This is a genomic window from Aeromonas sp. QDB18, from assembly GCF_027705325.1.
GTDB lineage: Bacteria > Pseudomonadota > Gammaproteobacteria > Enterobacterales > Aeromonadaceae > Aeromonas > Aeromonas caviae.
On the sequence record NZ_JAPDBQ010000018.1, the window covers coordinates 22,154 to 41,193 of the forward strand.

At 62.2% G+C, this 19,040-nt stretch carries 15 protein-coding genes and 1 pseudogene; 13 read left to right on the top strand and 3 right to left on the bottom strand.

The annotated features are described in order from the left end of the window. Positions 1–113: 113 nt before the first annotated feature. From dapB to OKC30_RS05075, 6 genes are all read left to right on the top strand, one after another. Entirely contained in the window at positions 114–926 is an 813-nt protein-coding gene (gene dapB / locus OKC30_RS05050) for a 4-hydroxy-tetrahydrodipicolinate reductase (RefSeq protein WP_160837461.1), read from the top strand. 659 nt (positions 927–1,585) lie between these two features. Continuing rightward, a complete protein-coding gene (gene carA, locus OKC30_RS05055; protein WP_042078154.1) occupies positions 1,586–2,722 on the top strand; it encodes a glutamine-hydrolyzing carbamoyl-phosphate synthase small subunit in 1,137 nt (378 codons plus the stop codon). A 16-nt stretch (positions 2,723–2,738) separates the two neighbouring features. After that, positions 2,739–5,963: a carbamoyl-phosphate synthase large subunit gene (gene carB, locus OKC30_RS05060; protein ID WP_160837458.1), complete on the top strand. Its 3,225-nt coding sequence runs from the start codon at positions 2,739–2,741 to the stop codon at positions 5,961–5,963. Positions 5,964–6,466: 503 nt separating this feature from the next. Further along, entirely contained in the window at positions 6,467–8,125 is a 1,659-nt protein-coding gene (gene leuA, locus OKC30_RS05065) for a 2-isopropylmalate synthase (RefSeq protein WP_160837456.1), read from the top strand. Positions 8,126–8,369: 244 nt separating this feature from the next. Then, positions 8,370–9,275, top strand: coding sequence for a GGDEF domain-containing protein (locus OKC30_RS05070; RefSeq protein ID WP_160837454.1), 906 nt, complete (start codon positions 8,370–8,372; stop codon positions 9,273–9,275). A 145-nt stretch (positions 9,276–9,420) separates the two neighbouring features. Then, complete coding sequence (locus tag OKC30_RS05075; protein WP_202395077.1) at positions 9,421–10,584, top strand: DUF1615 domain-containing protein; 1,164 nt, start codon at positions 9,421–9,423, stop codon at positions 10,582–10,584. 63 nt (positions 10,585–10,647) lie between these two features. Here OKC30_RS05075 and OKC30_RS21495 read toward each other — a convergent pair. Continuing rightward, a pseudogene (locus tag OKC30_RS21495) lies at positions 10,648–11,610 on the bottom strand (DUF1176 domain-containing protein); the annotation flags it as partial. Between the two features lie 111 nt (positions 11,611–11,721). Further along, complete coding sequence (locus OKC30_RS05080) at positions 11,722–12,690, bottom strand: hypothetical protein (RefSeq protein ID WP_270809569.1); 969 nt, start codon at positions 12,688–12,690, stop codon at positions 11,722–11,724. 290 nt (positions 12,691–12,980) lie between these two features. On the opposite strand from OKC30_RS05080, the gene OKC30_RS05085 reads away from it, so the two are divergent. The 5 genes from OKC30_RS05085 (at position 12,981) to OKC30_RS05105 (ending at position 17,692) form a co-directional block, all read left to right on the top strand. Then, the gene (locus tag OKC30_RS05085) at positions 12,981–13,631 is read left to right on the top strand and encodes a DedA family protein (RefSeq protein ID WP_010675180.1); all 651 of its coding nucleotides are present in this window, start codon (positions 12,981–12,983) and stop codon (positions 13,629–13,631) included. Between the two features lie 245 nt (positions 13,632–13,876). Further along, positions 13,877–15,172, top strand: coding sequence for a DEAD/DEAH box helicase (locus OKC30_RS05090; RefSeq protein WP_160837450.1), 1,296 nt, complete (start codon positions 13,877–13,879; stop codon positions 15,170–15,172). A 114-nt stretch (positions 15,173–15,286) separates the two neighbouring features. After that, the gene (locus tag OKC30_RS05095; RefSeq protein ID WP_069652571.1) at positions 15,287–15,922 is read left to right on the top strand and encodes a DUF2913 family protein; all 636 of its coding nucleotides are present in this window, start codon (positions 15,287–15,289) and stop codon (positions 15,920–15,922) included. 253 nt (positions 15,923–16,175) lie between these two features. Next, the gene (locus tag OKC30_RS05100) at positions 16,176–17,216 is read left to right on the top strand and encodes a M35 family metallo-endopeptidase (protein WP_041213093.1); all 1,041 of its coding nucleotides are present in this window, start codon (positions 16,176–16,178) and stop codon (positions 17,214–17,216) included. Positions 17,217–17,260: 44 nt separating this feature from the next. Then, complete coding sequence (locus OKC30_RS05105; protein WP_160837448.1) at positions 17,261–17,692, top strand: protease; 432 nt, start codon at positions 17,261–17,263, stop codon at positions 17,690–17,692. Here OKC30_RS05105 and OKC30_RS05110 read toward each other — a convergent pair. Next, positions 17,689–17,883, bottom strand: a complete 195-nt coding sequence (locus tag OKC30_RS05110) for a hypothetical protein (protein ID WP_202395081.1) — start codon at positions 17,881–17,883, stop codon at positions 17,689–17,691. The two genes, OKC30_RS05105 and OKC30_RS05110, sit on opposite strands and share 4 nt — an antisense overlap. Positions 17,884–17,944: 61 nt before the next feature. Here OKC30_RS05110 and OKC30_RS05115 point away from each other — a divergent pair, with 61 nt between their 5' ends. Continuing rightward, positions 17,945–18,523: an O-methyltransferase gene (locus OKC30_RS05115; protein WP_270809571.1), complete on the top strand. Its 579-nt coding sequence runs from the start codon at positions 17,945–17,947 to the stop codon at positions 18,521–18,523. A 24-nt stretch (positions 18,524–18,547) separates the two neighbouring features. Further along, entirely contained in the window at positions 18,548–18,745 is a 198-nt protein-coding gene (locus OKC30_RS05120; protein ID WP_234888583.1) for a hypothetical protein, read from the top strand. Positions 18,746–19,040 lie beyond the last annotated feature (295 nt).

Here is a 19,040-nt window from a genome sequence, read left to right on the forward strand (position 1 = left end):
TGAATTTATCGTTTAAACGTCGGGGTGGTTTGGCGGGCCAGATCGGGCTTTTCAAAGGGGACGCGGGCTGGTAAAACGGTCTCTTTCCATAATAAAGAGATGAGAGGGTGGAGATGGACAATCCGATCCGTGTGGCCGTGATGGGCTGTAATGGTCGTATGGGCAAGGTGCTGCTGGAGGCTATCGCCAACGCCGAGGGCGTGGTGGTGGGAGCGGCGCTGGAACGACCGGGCTCTGCCGTGATGGGTCTGGATGCGGGTGAACTCAACGGCCTGGGGCGCCTTGGCGTCATCATCAGCGACAGTCTGGAGAAGGTGAAGGACGAGTTCGATCTCATCATCGACTTCACCCGCCCCGAGGTGACTCTGGCGAACCTCGCCTTTGCACTGGCGCATGGCAAGCAGATGGTTATCGGCACCACAGGTTTCGACGACGCGGGCAAGGCGGCCCTGCACGAGGCGGGCAAGCAGATCGGCATCGTCTTCGCCTCCAACTACTCGGTCGGGGTCAACCTGGTGTTCAAGCTGTTGGAGCAGGCGGCCAGGGTGATGGGGGAGTACACCGACATCGAGATCATCGAGGGGCACCACAGACACAAGGTGGATGCACCGTCCGGCACCGCGCTCTCCATGGGGGAAGTGGTGGCGAAAACCCTGGGCCGGGATCTGAAAGAGTGCGCCGTCTATGGCCGTGAGGGGATCACCGGTGAGCGGGATCGCAACACCATCGGCTTTGCCACCATCCGCGCCGGCGATCTGGTGGGGGAGCACACCGTCATGTTCGCCGACATCGGCGAGCGGGTCGAGATCAGCCACAAGGCTTCCAGCCGTTTGACCTTCGCCAACGGTGCAGTGCGGGCGGGCAAGTGGCTCGGCCAGCAAGGGGCCGGTCTCTATGACATGCAGGATGTGCTCGGTCTGAAATAAACCGTCTTCAGGGGGAGTGCAGACTCCCGTACTGGTTGCCAAACCCCGGTCCGCCGGGGTTTTTTGTCACTTTTTTGTAGAAATAAGCCTTAATCATCACTTTTTGAGTGAACCTCGCTAAATCCTGCCATTCTTACAAGCCTGCCACCCTCTTGCGACAAAAATGTCATCAAGGGGTAACGGGTTTGGGTCTCAATATTCCCCTGCGGGGGGCATTTCGCCCTGATGTGAAATAGACTAAAAATGCAATCAAAGAAAAACGTTTTCTATTCTTTGCGTTCACTTTTCTGGCTTCAAATGGTGTTTTTGCTGTTGTGTTGTTTATTTTTTGATTTTCTATCTTGCTGTTTACTAAGTGGTAAATCTGGTTTTTTGTACGTTGCACGGCATCGGGTGTCGCTTTGTGGTCTGTGTTTGGCTTTTCTTTTTGAAGAGGGGGTTGCAAAGCGAGTGAGTGCATAGATAATGGGTAATGTTGCTTGTTTATTGAATTTAGATGCATTTCAAACGAGAAAAGACGTTGAAATGAGATCGTTTTTAAGTAGAATGCGCCCAATTTGCCAGAAATCTGCCGGGTTTGAACCCTGTTTCAAACAGCGTCCGGACCCGCAACACCCAGGTAAATTGCTGAATTTAAAGCTAAATAACTGGAGGTTGTCTTGAATCACACTGCATTGCTAGTGCTGGAAGATGGAACTGTGTTCAAAGGCGTGTCGATAGGCGCCGAGGGATGTTCCGTTGGTGAAGTGGTTTTCAATACGTCGATGACGGGCTATCAGGAAATCCTCACAGATCCCTCTTATTCCCGTCAGATCGTTACTCTCACTTACCCCCATATAGGCAACACCGGCACCAACAGCGAAGATGAAGAGTCCAGTCAGGTCCATGCTCAGGGCCTCATCATCCGGGACCTTCCGATACTGGCCTCCAACTTCCGCAATCAGCAATCCCTCTCCGATTACCTCAAGTCTCACAACATCGTTGGCATCGCCGACATCGATACCCGCAAGCTGACCCGCATCCTGCGCGAGAAAGGCGCCCAGGCCGGCTGCATCCTGGCCGGCAAGCAGCTCGATGAAGCCCATGCCCTCGAACAGGCCCGCGCCTTCCCCGGCCTCAAGGGGATGGATCTCGCGAAAGAAGTGACCGTGAGCGAATCCTACAGCTGGACAGAAGGTAGCTGGCAGCTCGGCAAGGGGCACGTCACCCCGGCAGAGGGCGACTTCAAGTACCACGTGGTGGCCTACGATTTCGGCGTCAAGCGCAACATACTGCGCATGCTGGTGGACCGCGGCTGTCGCCTGACCGTAGTGCCGGCCAAGACCCCGGCCGCCGAGGTGCTGGCGATGAACCCGGATGGCATCTTCCTCTCCAACGGCCCCGGTGACCCCGAGCCGTGCGACTACGCCATCGACGCCATCAAGGCCTTCCTGGCCACCAACACCCCGGTGTTCGGCATCTGCCTGGGCCACCAGTTGCTGGGTCTGGCCTCCGGCGCCAAGACCGTCAAGATGAAGTTCGGCCACCACGGTGCCAACCACCCGGTGAAGAGCCTGGACGACAACACAGTGATGATCACCGCCCAGAACCACGGCTTCGCGGTGGACGAGAACAGCCTGCCGGACTGCCTGCGCGCGACTCACGTCTCCCTGTTCGATGGCTCCCTGCAAGGCATCCATCGCACCGACCGCCCGGCCTTCAGCTTCCAGGGGCACCCGGAGGCGAGCCCGGGCCCGCACGACTGTGCCGGTCTGTTCGACCACTTTATTGAATTGATCAAGCAGTATCGCGCTTAAGAGGAAAAGAGAAGCCATGCCAAAACGTAACGACCTACAGAGCATCCTGATCCTCGGCGCCGGCCCCATCGTCATCGGTCAGGCCTGCGAATTCGACTACTCCGGCGCCCAGGCGTGCAAGGCCCTGAAAGAAGAGGGCTATCGCGTCATCCTGGTGAACTCCAACCCGGCCACCATCATGACCGACCCGGAGATGGCCGACGCCACCTACATCGAGCCCATCACCTGGGAAGTGGTGCGCGAAATCATCAAGAAAGAGCGCCCGGACGCCATCCTGCCCACCATGGGTGGCCAGACTGCCCTCAACTGCGCCCTGGCGCTGGAGCAGCACGGCGTGCTGGCGGAGTTCGGTGTGGAGATGATCGGCGCCACCGCCGACGCCATCGACAAGGCCGAAGACCGCTCCCGCTTTGACAAGGCCATGCGCAGCATCGGCCTGGAGTGCCCGCGCGCCGGCATCGCCCACAACATGGAAGAGGCCTGGAAGGTCCAGGCCGAAGTGGGCTTCCCCTGCATCATCCGCCCCTCCTTCACCATGGGCGGCTCCGGCGGCGGCATCGCCTACAACCCGGAAGAGTTCGTGGAGATCTGCGAGCGCGGTCTGGATCTGTCGCCGACCAAGGAGCTGCTCATCGACGAGTCGCTCATCGGCTGGAAAGAGTACGAGATGGAGGTGGTGCGGGATCGCAACGACAACTGCATCATCGTCTGCGCCATCGAGAACTTCGACCCCATGGGCATCCACACCGGTGACTCCATCACGGTCGCGCCGGCCCAGACGCTGACCGACAAGGAGTACCAGATCATGCGCAACGCCTCCATGGCGGTGCTGCGCGAGATCGGTGTCGAGACCGGCGGCTCCAACGTCCAGTTCGGCATCAACCCCAAAGACGGTCGCATGGTCATCATCGAGATGAACCCGCGGGTGTCGCGCTCCTCTGCGCTGGCTTCCAAGGCGACCGGTTTCCCCATCGCCAAGATCGCCGCCAAGCTCGCTATCGGTTACACCCTGGACGAGCTGATGAACGACATCACCGGCGGTCGCACCCCGGCCTCCTTCGAGCCGGCCATCGACTACGTGGTCACCAAGGTACCGCGCTTCAACTTCGAGAAGTTCGCCGGCGCCAACGACCGTCTGACCACCCAGATGAAGTCCGTGGGCGAAGTGATGGCCATCGGCCGCAACTTCCAGGAGTCCCTGCACAAGGCGCTGCGCGGCCTCGAGACCGGCAAGACCGGCTTCGACCCCATGGTGGACCTCAATGCCCCCGACTCCCTGACCCGCATTCGCCACGAGCTGCAGGATGCCGGTGCCGAGCGCATCTTCTACATCGCCGACGCCTTCCGTGCCGGTCTCTCCATGGACGGCGTGTTCAAGCTGACCAAGATTGACCCCTGGTTCCTGGTGCAGATTGAAGAGCTGGTCAAGCTGGAAGAGCAGGTGAAGGAGCGCGGCATGGCCGGCCTGGATGCCGACTTCCTGCGCAGCCTCAAACGCAAGGGCTTCGCCGACGCGCGTCTGGCCAAGATCCTCGGCGTGGCCGAAGGGGAAGTGCGCAAGCTGCGCGCCCGTCACAACATCTTCCCGGTCTACAAGCGGGTCGATACCTGCGCGGCCGAGTTTGCCACCAACACCGCCTACATGTACTCCAGCTATGACGAGGAGTGCGAGGCCAACCCCACCAACCGCGACAAGATCATGGTCATCGGTGGCGGCCCGAACCGTATCGGTCAGGGCATCGAATTCGACTACTGCTGCGTGCACGCGGCCCTGGCCCTGCGCGAAGACGGTTACGAGACCATCATGGTCAACTGCAACCCGGAAACCGTCTCCACCGACTACGACACCTCCGACCGTCTCTACTTCGAACCGGTCACCCTGGAAGACGTGCTGGAAATCGTGCGGGTCGAGCAGCCCAAGGGCGTCATCGTCCAGTACGGCGGCCAGACTCCGCTGAAGCTTGCGCGGGCATTGGAAGCGAACGGCGTGCCGGTCATCGGGACCAGCCCCGATGCCATCGACCGCGCGGAAGATCGCGAGCGCTTCCAGTCTGCCGTGGAGCGCCTCGGCCTCAAGCAGCCGGAAAACGGCACCGTCACCGCCCTGGAGCAGGCCGTGCTGACCGCCGAGCGCATCACCTACCCGCTGGTGGTGCGCCCCTCCTACGTGCTGGGTGGCCGCGCCATGGAGATCGTCTATGACGAGCAGGATCTGCGCCGCTACTTCGCCGAGGCGGTGAGCGTCTCCAACGAGTCACCGGTACTGCTGGACCGCTTCCTGGACGACGCCACCGAGGTGGACGTGGATGCCATCTGCGACGGCGTTGACGTGGTCATCGGCGGTATCATGGAGCACATCGAGCAGGCCGGTATTCACTCCGGCGACTCCGCCTGCTCCCTGCCGCCCTACACCCTGTCCAAGGCCATCCAGGATGAGATGCGCGAGCAGGTGCGGAAATTAGCGCTGGAGCTCGGCGTGGTCGGCCTGATGAACGTGCAGTTCGCGGTGAAAGACAACGAGATCTACCTCATCGAGGTGAACCCCCGTGCCGCCCGGACCGTGCCCTTCGTCTCCAAGGCCACCGGCGCGCCGCTGGCGAAGATCGCCGCCCGCGTCATGGCCGGTCAGAGCCTGAAGGAGCAGGGCTTTACCCAGGAGATCATCCCGCCCTACTACTCGGTGAAAGAGGTGGTTCTCCCGTTCGCCAAGTTCCCGGGTGTGGATCCGCTGCTGGGGCCGGAAATGCGCTCCACCGGTGAAGTCATGGGGGTAGGCAGCAGCTTCGCCGAGGCCTATGCCAAGGCGCAGCTGGGGGCCGGTCACCAGGTTCCGAGTGAAGGTCGCGCCCTCTTGTCCGTTCGCCACGGCGACAAGGAACGGGTGGTCAACCTGGCCGCCAAGCTGCTGGAGCTGGGTTATGACCTCGACGCCACCCACGGCACCGCCGTGACCTTGGGCGAGGCGAGCATCAACCCGCGTCTGGTGAACAAGGTGCACGAGGGTCGTCCGCACATTCTGGATCGCATCAAGAATGGCGAGTACACCTACATCGTCAACACCGCCGAGGGTCGTCAGGCCATCGAGGACTCCAAGCAGCTGCGCCGTGGCGCCCTGCAGCACAAGGTGGCTTACACCACCACGCTGCACGCGGCCTTCGCCACCTGCATGGCCATCAGTGTCGATGCCACCGCCAATGTGAACTCGGTGCAGGAGCTGCACGAGAAGGTGAACAACCGCTAAGAGCACCGGCAGCACGCTGCCCGCTCGATGCACGCAAACCCCGCCAGCGATGGCGGGGTTTTTTATTGCCTGCGCCCTGCCACTCCCGGGGAAACGCCTTCAAGGAAGATGGGTGAGATGGCGAATAAATCATCATGGGTGGTGATACTCACCCCATGAATGAACTTTCGCTGCATCAATATTGCTGAATTGGCATGATGGGGTGCAATCTTCGCAATCTCTCGCCCCCACGACCTCCCTATACTGGGTGCTCATACAAACAAGGTCGTCTGCGCCGACACACCGAAAGGTGGCGTGCGAGAGGATCAGCGCCCGCAGCCCGATCCGGCTGCCGTGGCCGGCCCCGGTGACCGACGGGGGCCGCAGGAAAACCGGTCGCGGGGTTACCGCCGCGCGACTCGTCAGGGCCGGCGTTACCGCGCCAGCCCGCTTCCCCTCCTTGCCCCACCCGCCTGTCGGCCCGGTCGTCCGGCGCCTCGCCCATCCGTCAAGGGAATCTGAATATGAGCTTCGATCATCGCAAATACCGCCGCTCCCCCGTCATCAGTCTGGCGGATCGCCAGTGGCCCAACCGGGTGCTGGAGCGGGCGCCGCTCTGGTGCGCTGTGGACCTGCGCGACGGCAACCAGGCGCTGGTCGAGCCGATGACGGTGGCCCAAAAGCTGCAGATGTGGGCGCTGATGGTGCACATCGGCTTCAAGCACATCGAGGTGGGCTTCCCGGCGGCCTCCCAGCCCGATTTCGACTTCGTGCGCGAACTCATCGATCGCAACCTCATTCCGGACGATGTCACCATCCAGGTGCTGGTGCAGGCGCGCGAAGATCTCATCGCCCGCACCTTCGAGGCGCTCAAGGGGGCGAGGCGGGCCATCGTCCACGTCTACAACTCGGTCAACCCGACCCAGCGCAACTATGTGTTCAACTCAGGCAAGGACGGGGTCAAGGCCATCGCCGTGCAGGGGGCGCGCTGGGTGCGGGAGTATGCGGCCCGCAATCCGGGCACTGAGTGGAGTTTCCAGTATTCTCCGGAGAGCTTCAGCAGCACCGAGGTGGAGTTCGCCGTCGAGGTGTGTGACGCCGTCATCGACGAATGGCGTGCCGCTGCCCGTCCCATGATCCTGAACCTCCCCGCCACGGTGGAGGTGAGCACCCCCAACGTGTTTGCGGATCAGGTGGAGTGGTTCTGCCGACACCTCAAGGCGCGACCCGAGGTGAGCATCTCCATCCACACCCACAACGACAGAGGCTGCGGGGTGGCCGCCGCCGAGCTGGCGGTGCTGGCGGGGGCGGATCGCATCGAGGGCACCCTGCTCGGCAACGGGGAGCGCACCGGCAACATGGACATCGTCACCATGGCCATGAACCTCTACAGCCAGGGGATTGACCCCGAGCTGGACCTGTCCGACATGGATGCCATCGTCGCCACCGTGGGGGCCTGCACCCAGATTGCCCTGCACCCGCGCCACCCCTATGCCGGCGAGCTGGTCTACACGGCGTTTTCCGGCAGCCACCAGGATGCCATCCGCAAGTCTCTCGCGGCAGAAAAACCGGATCACTACTGGGACGTGGCTTACCTGCCCATCGATCCTGCCGATCTCGGTCGCAGCTACGAGGCGGTGATCCGCATCAACAGCCAGTCCGGCAAGGGAGGGGTGACCTATCTGCTGGAACGTGACCTCGGTCTGCAACTGCCGCGCTGGCTGCAAATCGACTTCAGCCGCCGGGTGCAGGCCGAGGCTGAGGCGAGCAGCAGCGAAATCAGCCCGGAGCAGATCCGCACCCTGTTCGAGCAGCACTATCTTGAGCCGGCCCACGGCTATCGCATCGGGCGCTTCCAGCTCGGTCATGACAGTCAGGAGAGCCTGCGCCTGGAGTTGCAGACCCCCCACGGCACCCTGCAATTGTGTGGTGAAGGGGAGGGTGCCATCACCGCCCTGGTCAACGGCTGGCAGCGTCAGACCGGCATGCACATCGATGTGCTGGATTACTCCGAGCATGCGCTCACCGCCGGCACCGAATCCCGCGCCGCCGCCTATGTGCTGCTGAGCGTCGAGGGCACCCGGATGTGTGGCGTCGCCGTCGGTCGCGACGTGGTCAACGCCTCCCTGCAGGCGGTGATCAACGGCGCCGCCCAGCATCAGGCCCTGCGCCGGAGCGCCTGAGGCAGCACTGCCCGCTTGCCGTGAGGACGAACAGGGAAGGGCCGCCCGCCCCGATGTCACGGCAGATCGCGCAGTCCCCGTTGCAACAATCCCCTGACCCATATGGTGAGGGGATTGTTTTTTATGGAAAAATCGGCCCACAATATCAGTGATTTGCCACCAGGAATGCCGTCGGGGTTCGCTGGCGATGGCAGCCAACGGCTGCCATTCGGGATAGAAGACATGCGCGCTTGGAGCCCAAAACATGATGAAGACTCCCCTCAGGTTATCCGTTCACCCCGCCCGGTTCTTCTCGCTTCCTCCCTGCCGTCGTCTCGCGCTGGTGAGCCTGCCCTGTCTGCTGCTGCTGACGGGGATCCTGGATGGGGCCAGTTTTGATCTCCTGGCAGAGCACAACCTCTATACCGTCGGGGCTCTGGCCGAAGCGCTCAACGTGTTGACCCTGCTGTTCATGTTCTGGGTGGTGCAGTGTGCCCAGATCACCTTGAAAACCTATCTCTCCCTCACCGGCGGGCTGACCCTCTGGCTCGTTTCCGGCGTCATCGATCTGATGGATGAGGCCTATTTCCAGCCCTGGTGGCTCTCCACGGTGGAAGACAGCCTGCGCACGATCGGCATGCTGGCCTCGGCCTGGGGTGTGCTGCTGATGGTGCAGCAGATGTATGGCACCCAGATGCGGCTATCCTCTCTCGCCATGTCAGACGAGCTGACCGGGCTCTCCAATCGCCGGGCGTTTCGCGCCGTGCTGGAGGCGCACGGAGAGGAGGGGACGCCGCTCCTGCTGCTGGATCTCGATCACTTCAAGCTGATCAACGATCGCTATGGCCACGCCATCGGCGACAATGTGCTGCGTGAATTCAGCACCCTGCTGCGCCAGCTCTGCCCATTGGATGGGGTGGTGGCACGCCTTGGGGGAGAGGAGTTTGCCATCTGGCTGCCCGGCATGACTGGCGACAAGGCCCGTACGCTGGCGGAGCAGATAAGGTGCGTGACCGAAGAGCTGGTCTCAGGTGACGGGGTAAGATTCACCGTGAGCCTTGCCCTGGGCATCAGCCAGAGCGGGGAGGGGGTGGATGCCCTGCTCCAGCGTACCGATCTCGCCCTCTATCAGGCCAAGCATCGGGGACGCAACCGGGTGGAGCTGGCGTGATGGCGCCAGGGGATGCCGCAGCCAGCGGGCCAGCAGGTTCATCCGCCTTCATCTTGTCAGATTTGTTCCCTACAATGTCCGCCTCCATGCATTCGAGCCCTCTCATTCGCGATGAGGGGCAGGTCCCGCTCTTCAGGAAGCCTTCATGATCTCCTCTCACTCCTTGTTTGATGCCCATTGGCGCTGGCTGTCACTGCTTTCCCTTGCCCTGCTGTCGGGTTGTGCCAGCGAGCCTCCCGCCCCGACCAGCACGGCGACGCCGGCGGGGCGCCCCACGCCTAAGGCGATGCAGCCGCAAAAACCGGCCGACATGAAGAGCCGCATCGTGCGTTTCCTGCCGCGCAACGTGGTGGACAAGCCAGGCTGGGCCAATGACGTGGTGACGGCGCTCACCACCCAGGGACTGACGGTGAGCGATCACAACGTCTGCAGCGTGCTGGCGGTGGCGGAGCAGGAGGCGACCTATCAGGCGGACCCCGTGGTGCCCAACCTCAACAAGATTGCCTGGAAGGAGATCAATGCCCGGGCCGGCAAGCTGCTGATCCCCGAGTTCATGGTGCGCACGGCCCTCTCCATCCAATCCCCCACTGGCAAGAGCTATGCCGAGCGCATCGACAAGCTTCGCACCGAGCGGGAGATGAGCGAGATCTTCGAAGACATGATAGGCAGCGTCCCCATGGGCAAGCAGCTCTTTGGCAACCTCAACCCGGTGCGCACCGGCGGCCCCATGCAGGTGAGCGTCGCCTTTGCCGAAGCCAACGCCCGTGGCTACCCCTATCCCGTGAAGGAGTCCATTCGCCACGAGGTGTTCACTCGTCGGGGCGGCATCTGGTTTGGCACGAAACACATCTTCGGCTATCCCGCCGACTACCCGGATACCCTCTATCGCTTCGCCGACTTCAATGCGGGCTGGTACGCGAGCCGCAATGCGGCCTTCCAGGCGGCGGTAAGCCGGGTGAGTGGCAAGCCCCTGGCCCTGGACGGGGATCTCATCCGCTACGACTCGGATTTGCCCGGCAAGACCGAACTCGCGGTCCACAGCATCGCCAGCCGCGTCAACATGAGCAAGCAGGCTATTCACCAGAGCCTGAAGCTGGGGGACAGCAACGACTTTGCCAAAAGCGATCTCTACCACAGGGTCTTCGCCCTGGCCGACAAACAGGCCGGGACACGGCAACCCCGCGCCATCTTGCCCGGTATCCAGCTGAAAAGTCCGAAGATCACCCGCAACCTCACCACTGCCTGGTTCGCCAAGCGGGTGGATGACAGGGAGCAGGCCTGCGTCAGAAAGATGGCGACCATTCGCTGATAGCCAGAGACAACAAGGGCGGCCAATGGGCCGTGATTTGACCACCTGGCTGGTCATGGTCGGTAGCTCCCAGGTTCCCCCCAGAGTGATCATGCGACAGCTACCAGTGGTGCTTTTCTCACTCTGCACGAAGGTTTGGCCGTCCCATACCCAGCTTTCGAAAGAAAAACAATCTCCTATTCCTCTTCCTTTGTGCGAGGCACTCAGTTCGCCCTCTCCATAACCGTTTGCGTAAGTGCTGATGAGGGTTGCACTGCTGGTATCAAGGTCCGTATCAATCAGAATAAATGCCGAACCGTCGTTGTAAGCGGCGAGCCAGCAGGGTAGCCGGATCAAGGCTCGTTCCTGGTTCAGGGGATAGATCTGGCCATCTTCCTGATTCTCATATGCGCTGGGGCAGACATCTTCATTGACGTGTTGTTTCAGCCAAGCCCTTATGCTCTGTAGCTCAGGCTTGGTGAGTGGGCGAGATAGGTTGTCTGCGGCAACGGCACCTGCATGGATCACGGGGGCCACCAAGGCCGGGGGAATAGTTGTGGTGGGTAACGAGCCCTGTTTGGTCAGGGCTGTACTGGTATTGAGACGGCCTTGGAACTCATCCATTTTGAGAAAAATGGCATAGGCACCGGCACCGGATAACGGTTCTTGGTGCTTGCTCCATTCAAATACCACCTTGCCAGTCCCTTTGATTGCTCGGACGAGCGCTGCAGTTTGGGGCTGGGTGAACGGAGTCCGCTCTTTTACGATGCCGAGCACCTCGCCATTGATGCGCAGTGTGATCAAACCATCAGCGGGGGCCGCCGGAGCCCGCTGATCAACCTCTGCGATGGCAAGCTCGGCATGCAGTGTGCCCTTGGCGCCAGCCTCTCGGGTGAGCAGAACCGAAAGTCCACCCAATTCCGCGCTGTAACCTGCCGCTCGGCATGTGCGCGTGTTGTCACAGGCCAGTTCCCAGTCCTTGTGTTGAAAAGAGAGCCCTTCAGTAAACGAGCCGAGTGCAGAGGCCAATAGTGTTGTGATGAACATTAGAGGTTTCCAGAAGCATTGGGACGGTCAGGATAGCATTCTGGAAGGTTCAAATTGAATCTTGTTTTGGGTTGACTGAGCTGTGCCGAGTGGCGTACCCCTTTGATCCGATTAGAAACTCATCGCCAGTCCGATGGAGTAGCCGCTGGTGTTGTGGCTGAACATATAGCGGGCCACCAGCCGGGTGCGGGTGATGAAGATGTCGTACTTGCTGCTGTCGAGTTCGAGGCCAAGTCCCAGGGAGTTGAGGCTGTTGAAACCGAGCAGCCCCCGTTGCTGCCCCAGGTATTCGGTTCTGGCCCCTTCCAGCACGTAGCGAAGGGACCTGTCCAGCAGGGTCCAGTGCCACAGGGGGGCGCGGCGGCGCAGGTAAAGCCCGAGGTTTTCCGCATCGGCCTGACCGCTGACGCTCTCGGCGGTGCCGGTGAAGCTTTGCAGATGCTGGTAGGAGTAGCGCAGCTCGGCATCGATGTCCTGGGCGGCGGAGAAGAGCTCATAGTCCAGCATCAATGAGCCGCCGAGGCCATAGACATTGAGGGTGCCGCCGTCGAGGAAGTCCAGATTCTGGCCGCTCCTGTGCTCGAGCAGGGCGGCCCCGATGCGAAGGTCGCTGGCCACCGTGCCCAGGGTGACATTGGCGATGGGCCGCAGCACCAGATTGCCACCAAAGCGATCCCGGTGGACGCCGACATCCCAGCCGATGCCGCCGGTGGCGCTCAGGCTGTTCCATTTGGTGGGAATGGTGCGGGTCTCGTTGCCATCGGTGAACACGAACTGGGGATCGTAGCGGCTGTAGCCCAGGGTGCCCTCCAGATAGAGGGGAACATCCTCGCTCAGGGTGGCGCCACCCCCGAGCTGGGTGATGGTGAGGGCAGAGGTGTCGTTGGTGCCGCTGCCGATATTCAGGTTGCTGGCGGTGATATCCGGCACCACGGCGTAGCTCATCAGGGAGACGACGGCGTTGGCGCGCTGTTGAACCAGGCTCTCGTCGCTGGCACGGGCCTTTGTCACAAGACCGGCAGAGACGCCGGCAAGCACCGCCAGCAAGGAAAGTGTGTGAGAAGAGAGCTGTCTTGCCATACCTGGCTCCATGAGTACCCCGTCCATTGGGGCATGTTCACACTGTAACGGTTTTCATCTGGCTTGGCAGCCTGGCAAGGGCCGACCCGTCCTGTTTTGGGCGTGCGCATTGGGCCGCGAGAAGGGTGAGCCGCTGGGCAGAAATCACAGACATTAATTTATTGTTCAGTTCCCCGGGTGTATAAGAGGCCTCCCATACGAACATTGGGGTGGTAGCAGGGATGGATTACCAGACGGGGCCTTCGGGTCATCATGACGAATGCGCATTACGTTGATGGGAGTCACACCAGATGCAGGACATGCTGCTTGCCATATGGCATCAGGATTTTGATCAGCTTATACAAATGCAGGCAATCGGTCTGCTCGTCACCTGTCTGGTGGTGATCCTCTTCCTTGAATCGAGCTTCGTCTTTCTGCCCCTGCCCGGTGACAGCCTGGTGCTGCTGGCGGGCGGTCTGGTGGGCATGGGGGTGCTGGGGCCCGAGGTGACCTTGCTCTATCTGCCGCTTGCGGCCGGGATAGGGAGCGTGCTCGCCTACTGGCAGGGGCAGGCACTGCATGGCACCCGTTTCATGGGCCATGTGGAGCGGATGATCCCGGAAGGGAGCCTGCCCAGGGCTTCCCGACTGCTGGATCGTTACGGCTTCTGGGCCATGTTCGTGTCCCGTTTCATCCCCTTCGTGAGAGTGTTGACCCCCATGTTGATGGGAGTCTCCCGCCTGCACCTGCTGCGGGTGGCCGTGGCGAGTTTTGCCAGCGCCTTCCTCTGGTCCCTGGTATTGAGCATGGTCGGCAAGATGGTGATGGCGACCCCGGTCTTTGCCCATCATCAGGAGCTGCTGACCAAGTGCCTGCTCGTCACCTCTTTCGGGCTGTTCGTCATTGCGGTGGCGGCCATCGGCATGCGGCTGCTCAAGCGTCCGAGCAAGCGGGTGCGCTGATCTCACTGCCCGGGCTGCGCCTGCTGCCGCATCTGGAGAGCGCAGCCCCCGGAAAAATACAGGCCATTTGAGGCGGCATTCCTGTCGCCTATCTGTTACACTTCGCGCCCGCCATTTTCCGGCTCATCTTCTGATCTGATGTCAGACCCAGCCGTCCTTGGCTCCACGCCTCGCCGATGCCAGGCCACACGCCGGCCCAGGCCACCCACGCCAACTACAGCTCCGCTGGAACACAGGAACCCAACATGAGATTTGAATCGTTCGATTTTGCCCCCGAGATTTTGCGCGCCATCTCAGATTGCGGTTATCAGGAGATGACCCCTGTGCAGAGCCAGGCCATCCCGGCCATTCGCCGTGGCCGCGATGTGCTGGCCAGTGCCCAGACCGGTACCGGCAAGACCGCCGCCTTTGCGTTGCCCATCCTGCAACGCCTGGTAGACAACCCGGCGCCGGTGCAGCCTTCCAATGCCCGCGTGCTGATCCTGACCCCGACCCGCGAGCTGGCAGCCCAGGTGGCGAGCAATATCAACGATTTTGCCAAGTATCTTGATATCACTACCCTCACCATCGTGGGTGGCGGCAAACAGGATGTGCAGGCCAAGAAGCTCAAAGCGGGCGCACACATCATAGTGGCCACCCCTGGCCGTCTGCTCGAGCACCTCACCGCCTGCAACCTGAGCCTCTCCGGGGTCGAGACTCTGGTGCTGGACGAGGCGGATCGCATCCTCGACATGGGCTTTAGCGCCGATGTGCAGCAGATCCTGCAGGCGGTCAACAAGACCCGCCAGAACCTGCTCTTCTCCGCCACCTTCTCCGAGGCGGTAAAAAAGCTGGCCAACCTCATGCTGGACAAACCCCAGGTGGTGGCCGTCGACAAGCAGAACTCCACTGCCGACACCGTGAGCCACACCGTCTATCAGGTGGAACAGAAGCGCAAGCGCGAGCTGCTCTCCGAGCTTATCGGCAAGCAGAACTGGCAGCAGGTGCTGGTGTTTGCCAGCACCCGTGAGAGCTGCGATGAACTGGTGGAGGAGCTCAACCTCGACGGCATCAAGTCTGCCGTGGTGCACGGTGACAAGGCCCAGGGGAGCCGTCGCCGCGCCTTGCGTGAATTCACCGAAGGCAAGCTGCGGGTGCTGGTGGCCACCGAGGTGGCCGCCCGCGGCCTGGACATTCCGAGCCTGGAATACGTGGTCAACTATGATCTGCCGTTCCTCGCGGAAGATTACGTGCACCGTATCGGCCGAACCGGTCGCGCTGGCAAGAGCGGCATGGCCATCTCCTTCGTCAGTCGCGAGGAGGAGCGCACCCTGCTGGAGATCGAGGCCCTCATCGGCCAGAAGATCCGCCGCATCATGGTGCCGGGTTACGAGGTGAGCAGCCGTGACGACCTCATCAAGCAGTTGCAGGAGCGCCGCCGCTTCGGCAAGCGCCCGCAGCGTGAAGACAATGCCGCCGCCCAGGCCATGGCCGAGGCGAAACTGCAAGGTCAGCGCCTCAAGCGTCTGGCGGCGGCCAAGAAGCCCCGTCAGCCGAAATAAGGCAACGTCGCACCCTCCCGGTCGGGGAGGGGCGTTTACTCTCCAAAGGCGCCACTGGCGCCTTTGTGCTGTCGATGACGCGGCCCCTGGCCGCCCCGTTTCAGAGGATCCGAGATGACCCTTCCTGCTTACAATCAGGCCCTGCTCGAGATGGCCCGCCAGAGCCTGGCGGAGCTGGAGCGCACCGCCGCCCAGAAGACGGGCAAACGCACCCCCGCCCAGGAGAGCCACTTTCTCTGTACCTGGATGGCGGATTCTCTCAAGGAGAAACGCTTCTCCCGGCTGGTGATGGAGGATCTCAAGACCTGGGTGCAACTGGGGCGGACGCTGGGGGCGGGGGCCGATCTCAAGGGGCTGCTTGAGCGGGTGCAGCGCCAGTATGAGCGCGCCATGCATGAGCCGGTACAGCTGGGGGCGCGCCTGGCCGATCTGCTTTTGGCGCTGGAGGGGGCGGGCTGGCTGGTGTTCACCGACAGCGAACTGAACACCCGGCAGCGGCTGCTGAGCCAGGGGCAATCCAGCCTGATCATCTCGGCCAGCGAGTATCAGGGCCATATCGAGGGGGGTGAGCTGGTCAAGCCCCTCACCCTCTATGTGCGCGGGGACGAGCAGGTACTGGCCGAGGCGGCATTTGCCCGGGGCCTGCTGCTGAGCCAGGGCAACAAGAAAACCACCCTGGTCAAGCACCACAAGGCCTATCGGCTGATGCCGGGCAACGCGCAGCCTGCCCTGGCGCTGTTGTCCTCCTGATCCCGCCTTCTCATCCCGTCACCCGGCCTTGCGCCGGGTTTTTTTATGGCAAATGCACCCCACGGGGTTGCCTGCACGCTGGGGCCGGGCGGGCAATCTTTGTCGCAGCCAAGGGGCTCCCCCTCTGATGGGGGGCGTCCCCCATATGGAGGGATGGTGGGGTGGTGCTTCTGCTCTAGGGTGGATGGGCCCCAAAGAGGGCCTTAAAGGAAGCAGACCGCCTGACAAGGCGACACTCAATGAATGAGGAAACATGATGAAAGCGACTCCAATTGCCCTGTTGCTGGCCGGCGTGCTGGCGTCCCCGCTCTGCGCCGCCGGACTCGATGCCCGGCTCACCCTGGTGGAGGGCAGCACAGACGATGTGCGCGTCAACCTGACCCTGACCAACACCGGGGAGAAGCCGGTTCGTCTGCTCAAATGGCAACTGCCTGGCAGCGAGGATGCTCCCCTGTTCCAGGTGGAGCGTGACGGCCAGCCGGTGGATTACGAAGGGGCCCTGATCAAGCGGGCCGCCCCGAGTGACAAGGACTACCAACTGCTCAAGGCGGGCCAGAGCCTGACAGTGCAGGCGGAGGTCTCCGGTCTCTACGACATGAGTGCCCAGGGCCAGTACAGCATCCGTTACCTGCTGCCGACCGTGGCGCAGGAGGGGAAAGCGGCCAAGGCCAAACAGGCCCAGGCGAGCGAGTCCAATGCCGTGACCCTCTGGGTGGACGGGGTGAGCGACGAGCGGGTGCTGGCCAAGGCGGCGGTGGCCGAGCCCCAGGCGGTGAGCGCCTCGGTCAGCTTCAGCGGCCGTTGCACCAACACCCAGAAGAGCGACATCCTGGCGGCGCTCGATGCCGCGAGTGGCATCGCGAACAACTCCAGCAGCTACCTCGCGGTGGACAAGCCGAATGGGCAGCGCTACCGCAGCTGGTTTGGCGCCTATGACGCCACCCGCTGGAACCAGGCCGAGACCAACTTCAGCAAGATCAAGGATGCCATCGACAACAAGCCGCTCACCTTCGACTGCGGTTGCAAGCAGAGCTACTTTGCCTATGTCTATCCGGACCAGCCCTACAAGGTCTATCTGTGCAAGAGCTTCTGGACTGCGCCGGTCACCGGGACCGATTCCCGCGCCGGCACCATTGTCCACGAGCTGAGCCACTTCAACGTGGTGGCGGGCACCGACGATCTGGGATACGGTCAGGCCAATGCGCGCAATCTGGCGAGCACGGATCCCCAGAAGGCCCTGAACAATGCCGACAACCACGAATATTTCGCCGAGAATACCCCGAGCGAAAATTGAGTTGCAAACAGGGGCCGGATGGCCCCTTTTTTGACGGAGGCACCATGATGACACTCTTGCTCACCACCCTGGCACTGGCGCCCTTGCAGTGCGAGCTGTCGGTCAGCGCAGAGAGCGGGGTGAACGAACCCCTGCCCCTGGTGATGACCCTGACCAACCGGGGGGAGACGCCCCTCGAGGTATTGACCTGGTTCACCCCCTTCGAGGGGTGGTTTGCCGATGCCATCGACCTGACCCGCGATGGGCTACCGCTGGACTATCGAGGGCCGCTTGCCAAGCGAGGTACCCCCGGGGACGGCGACTTCCTGCACCTGGGGGCGGGGGAGCAGAGCCAGGCCGATGCGGATCTGGCGCAGGCCTACGATCTGTCCCAACCGGGCCGCTACCGGCTCAGCTATCGTGCCCAGCCCCTGACGCTGACCAAGGGCGTGGCGCCCAGTTGCCCCGCCATCGACTTTACCCGGGTGGCCCCCTAGGCGATCTGCGGCTTGCCCTTGGTATCCGGCAGCCCGACGGCGCGGGTGGCCACCGCCAGACCGGGTGACGATTGGCTTTCCCGCCAGCAGCAGTGCACCAGCGTGATGACATGGTGAGCCAGGGTGTTGTCTTTATCCGGATGACGCAGGGGATGGGCCACCGAGTGGGTCGATAGCAAAATGATGAACATGAGGGGCGGTCCAGCCATGCCATGCACCGGGCCGACTCGTTTACACCGTCAAGGAGGAGACATGGCACTGGAACAACTGAAACGGGAGCTGGAGCGCTTTGGCGAGCAGAATGACGGCGCGCAACAATCCCGTGGCAGCAAGATGCTCAACATTACCCGCGACACCGGCGAACTGCTGGCGGTGCTGGTGCAGACGAGGGGGGCGCAGGCTGTGCTGGAGATCGGCACCTCCAACGGTTACTCCACCCTCTGGCTGGCCGAGGCAGTGAAACGGCTGGGGGGCCGGGTCACCACCATCGAGCTGGACGAGGGCAAACGGACCATGGCGGCGACCAACTTTGAGCGGGCCGGGCTCACTCCCTGGATTGAGCAGTTGGCGGGGGAGGCCGGCAGCCTGTTGCCCTGCCTGCCGACGGCGGGCTATCAGCTCATCTTCCTCGACTCCGAGCGCCGCCACTACCAGGCCTGGTGGCCCGAGATCCAGCGCCTGCTTGCCCCTCGTGGCCTGCTGGTGGTGGACAATGCCATCTCCCATGAGGACGAGATGAGGGAGTGGATGGCACAGGTGCGGCGTGACCCCGATTTCCTGACTTCCCTGGTGCCGGTGGGCAAGGGGGAGTGGCTGGTGGTGCGGTTGTAGGAGGGCTGGATGGAAAACAGGACCATGGAACCAAAAACCGTGGTGCAGACCACAGGCAGACCACTGGCAGGCCATGCAGAGCAACGGTTTCGTCAGGGCCCCCAGGTGGCTGAGCGGCGCGCGGGGCGGGTCAACTTCGTCGAGATCCATCGGCGCTACCCGGCGACCGGGCCCTGGAATGTCGACATCGTCCGCCTGCTGGAGCAGGGCGGGAGGTGGTGATCACCGACGGTGACGTCAAGGCGCGCGCCATCCCGCCATTACCTTCCACGTGGTGCGTGGCAATCCCCTTTGCCATCAGACCGAATTTTGGCCCGATTGATACGTTGTGTCGTGACTGGGCCACTGCCATCCCGCGGGAGCCGCAACCCGCCTGATATGGTTTCCGCTGACGGAGCGCCGCCAGCGGGGCGATTCCTCTGCCAGCCCGGCCATTATTTTTCCTGATTACCCATGATTAGCAGTCACCACGAGCTATACTGATCTTACGTACAGTTACTGAGGTGCGAGATCATGG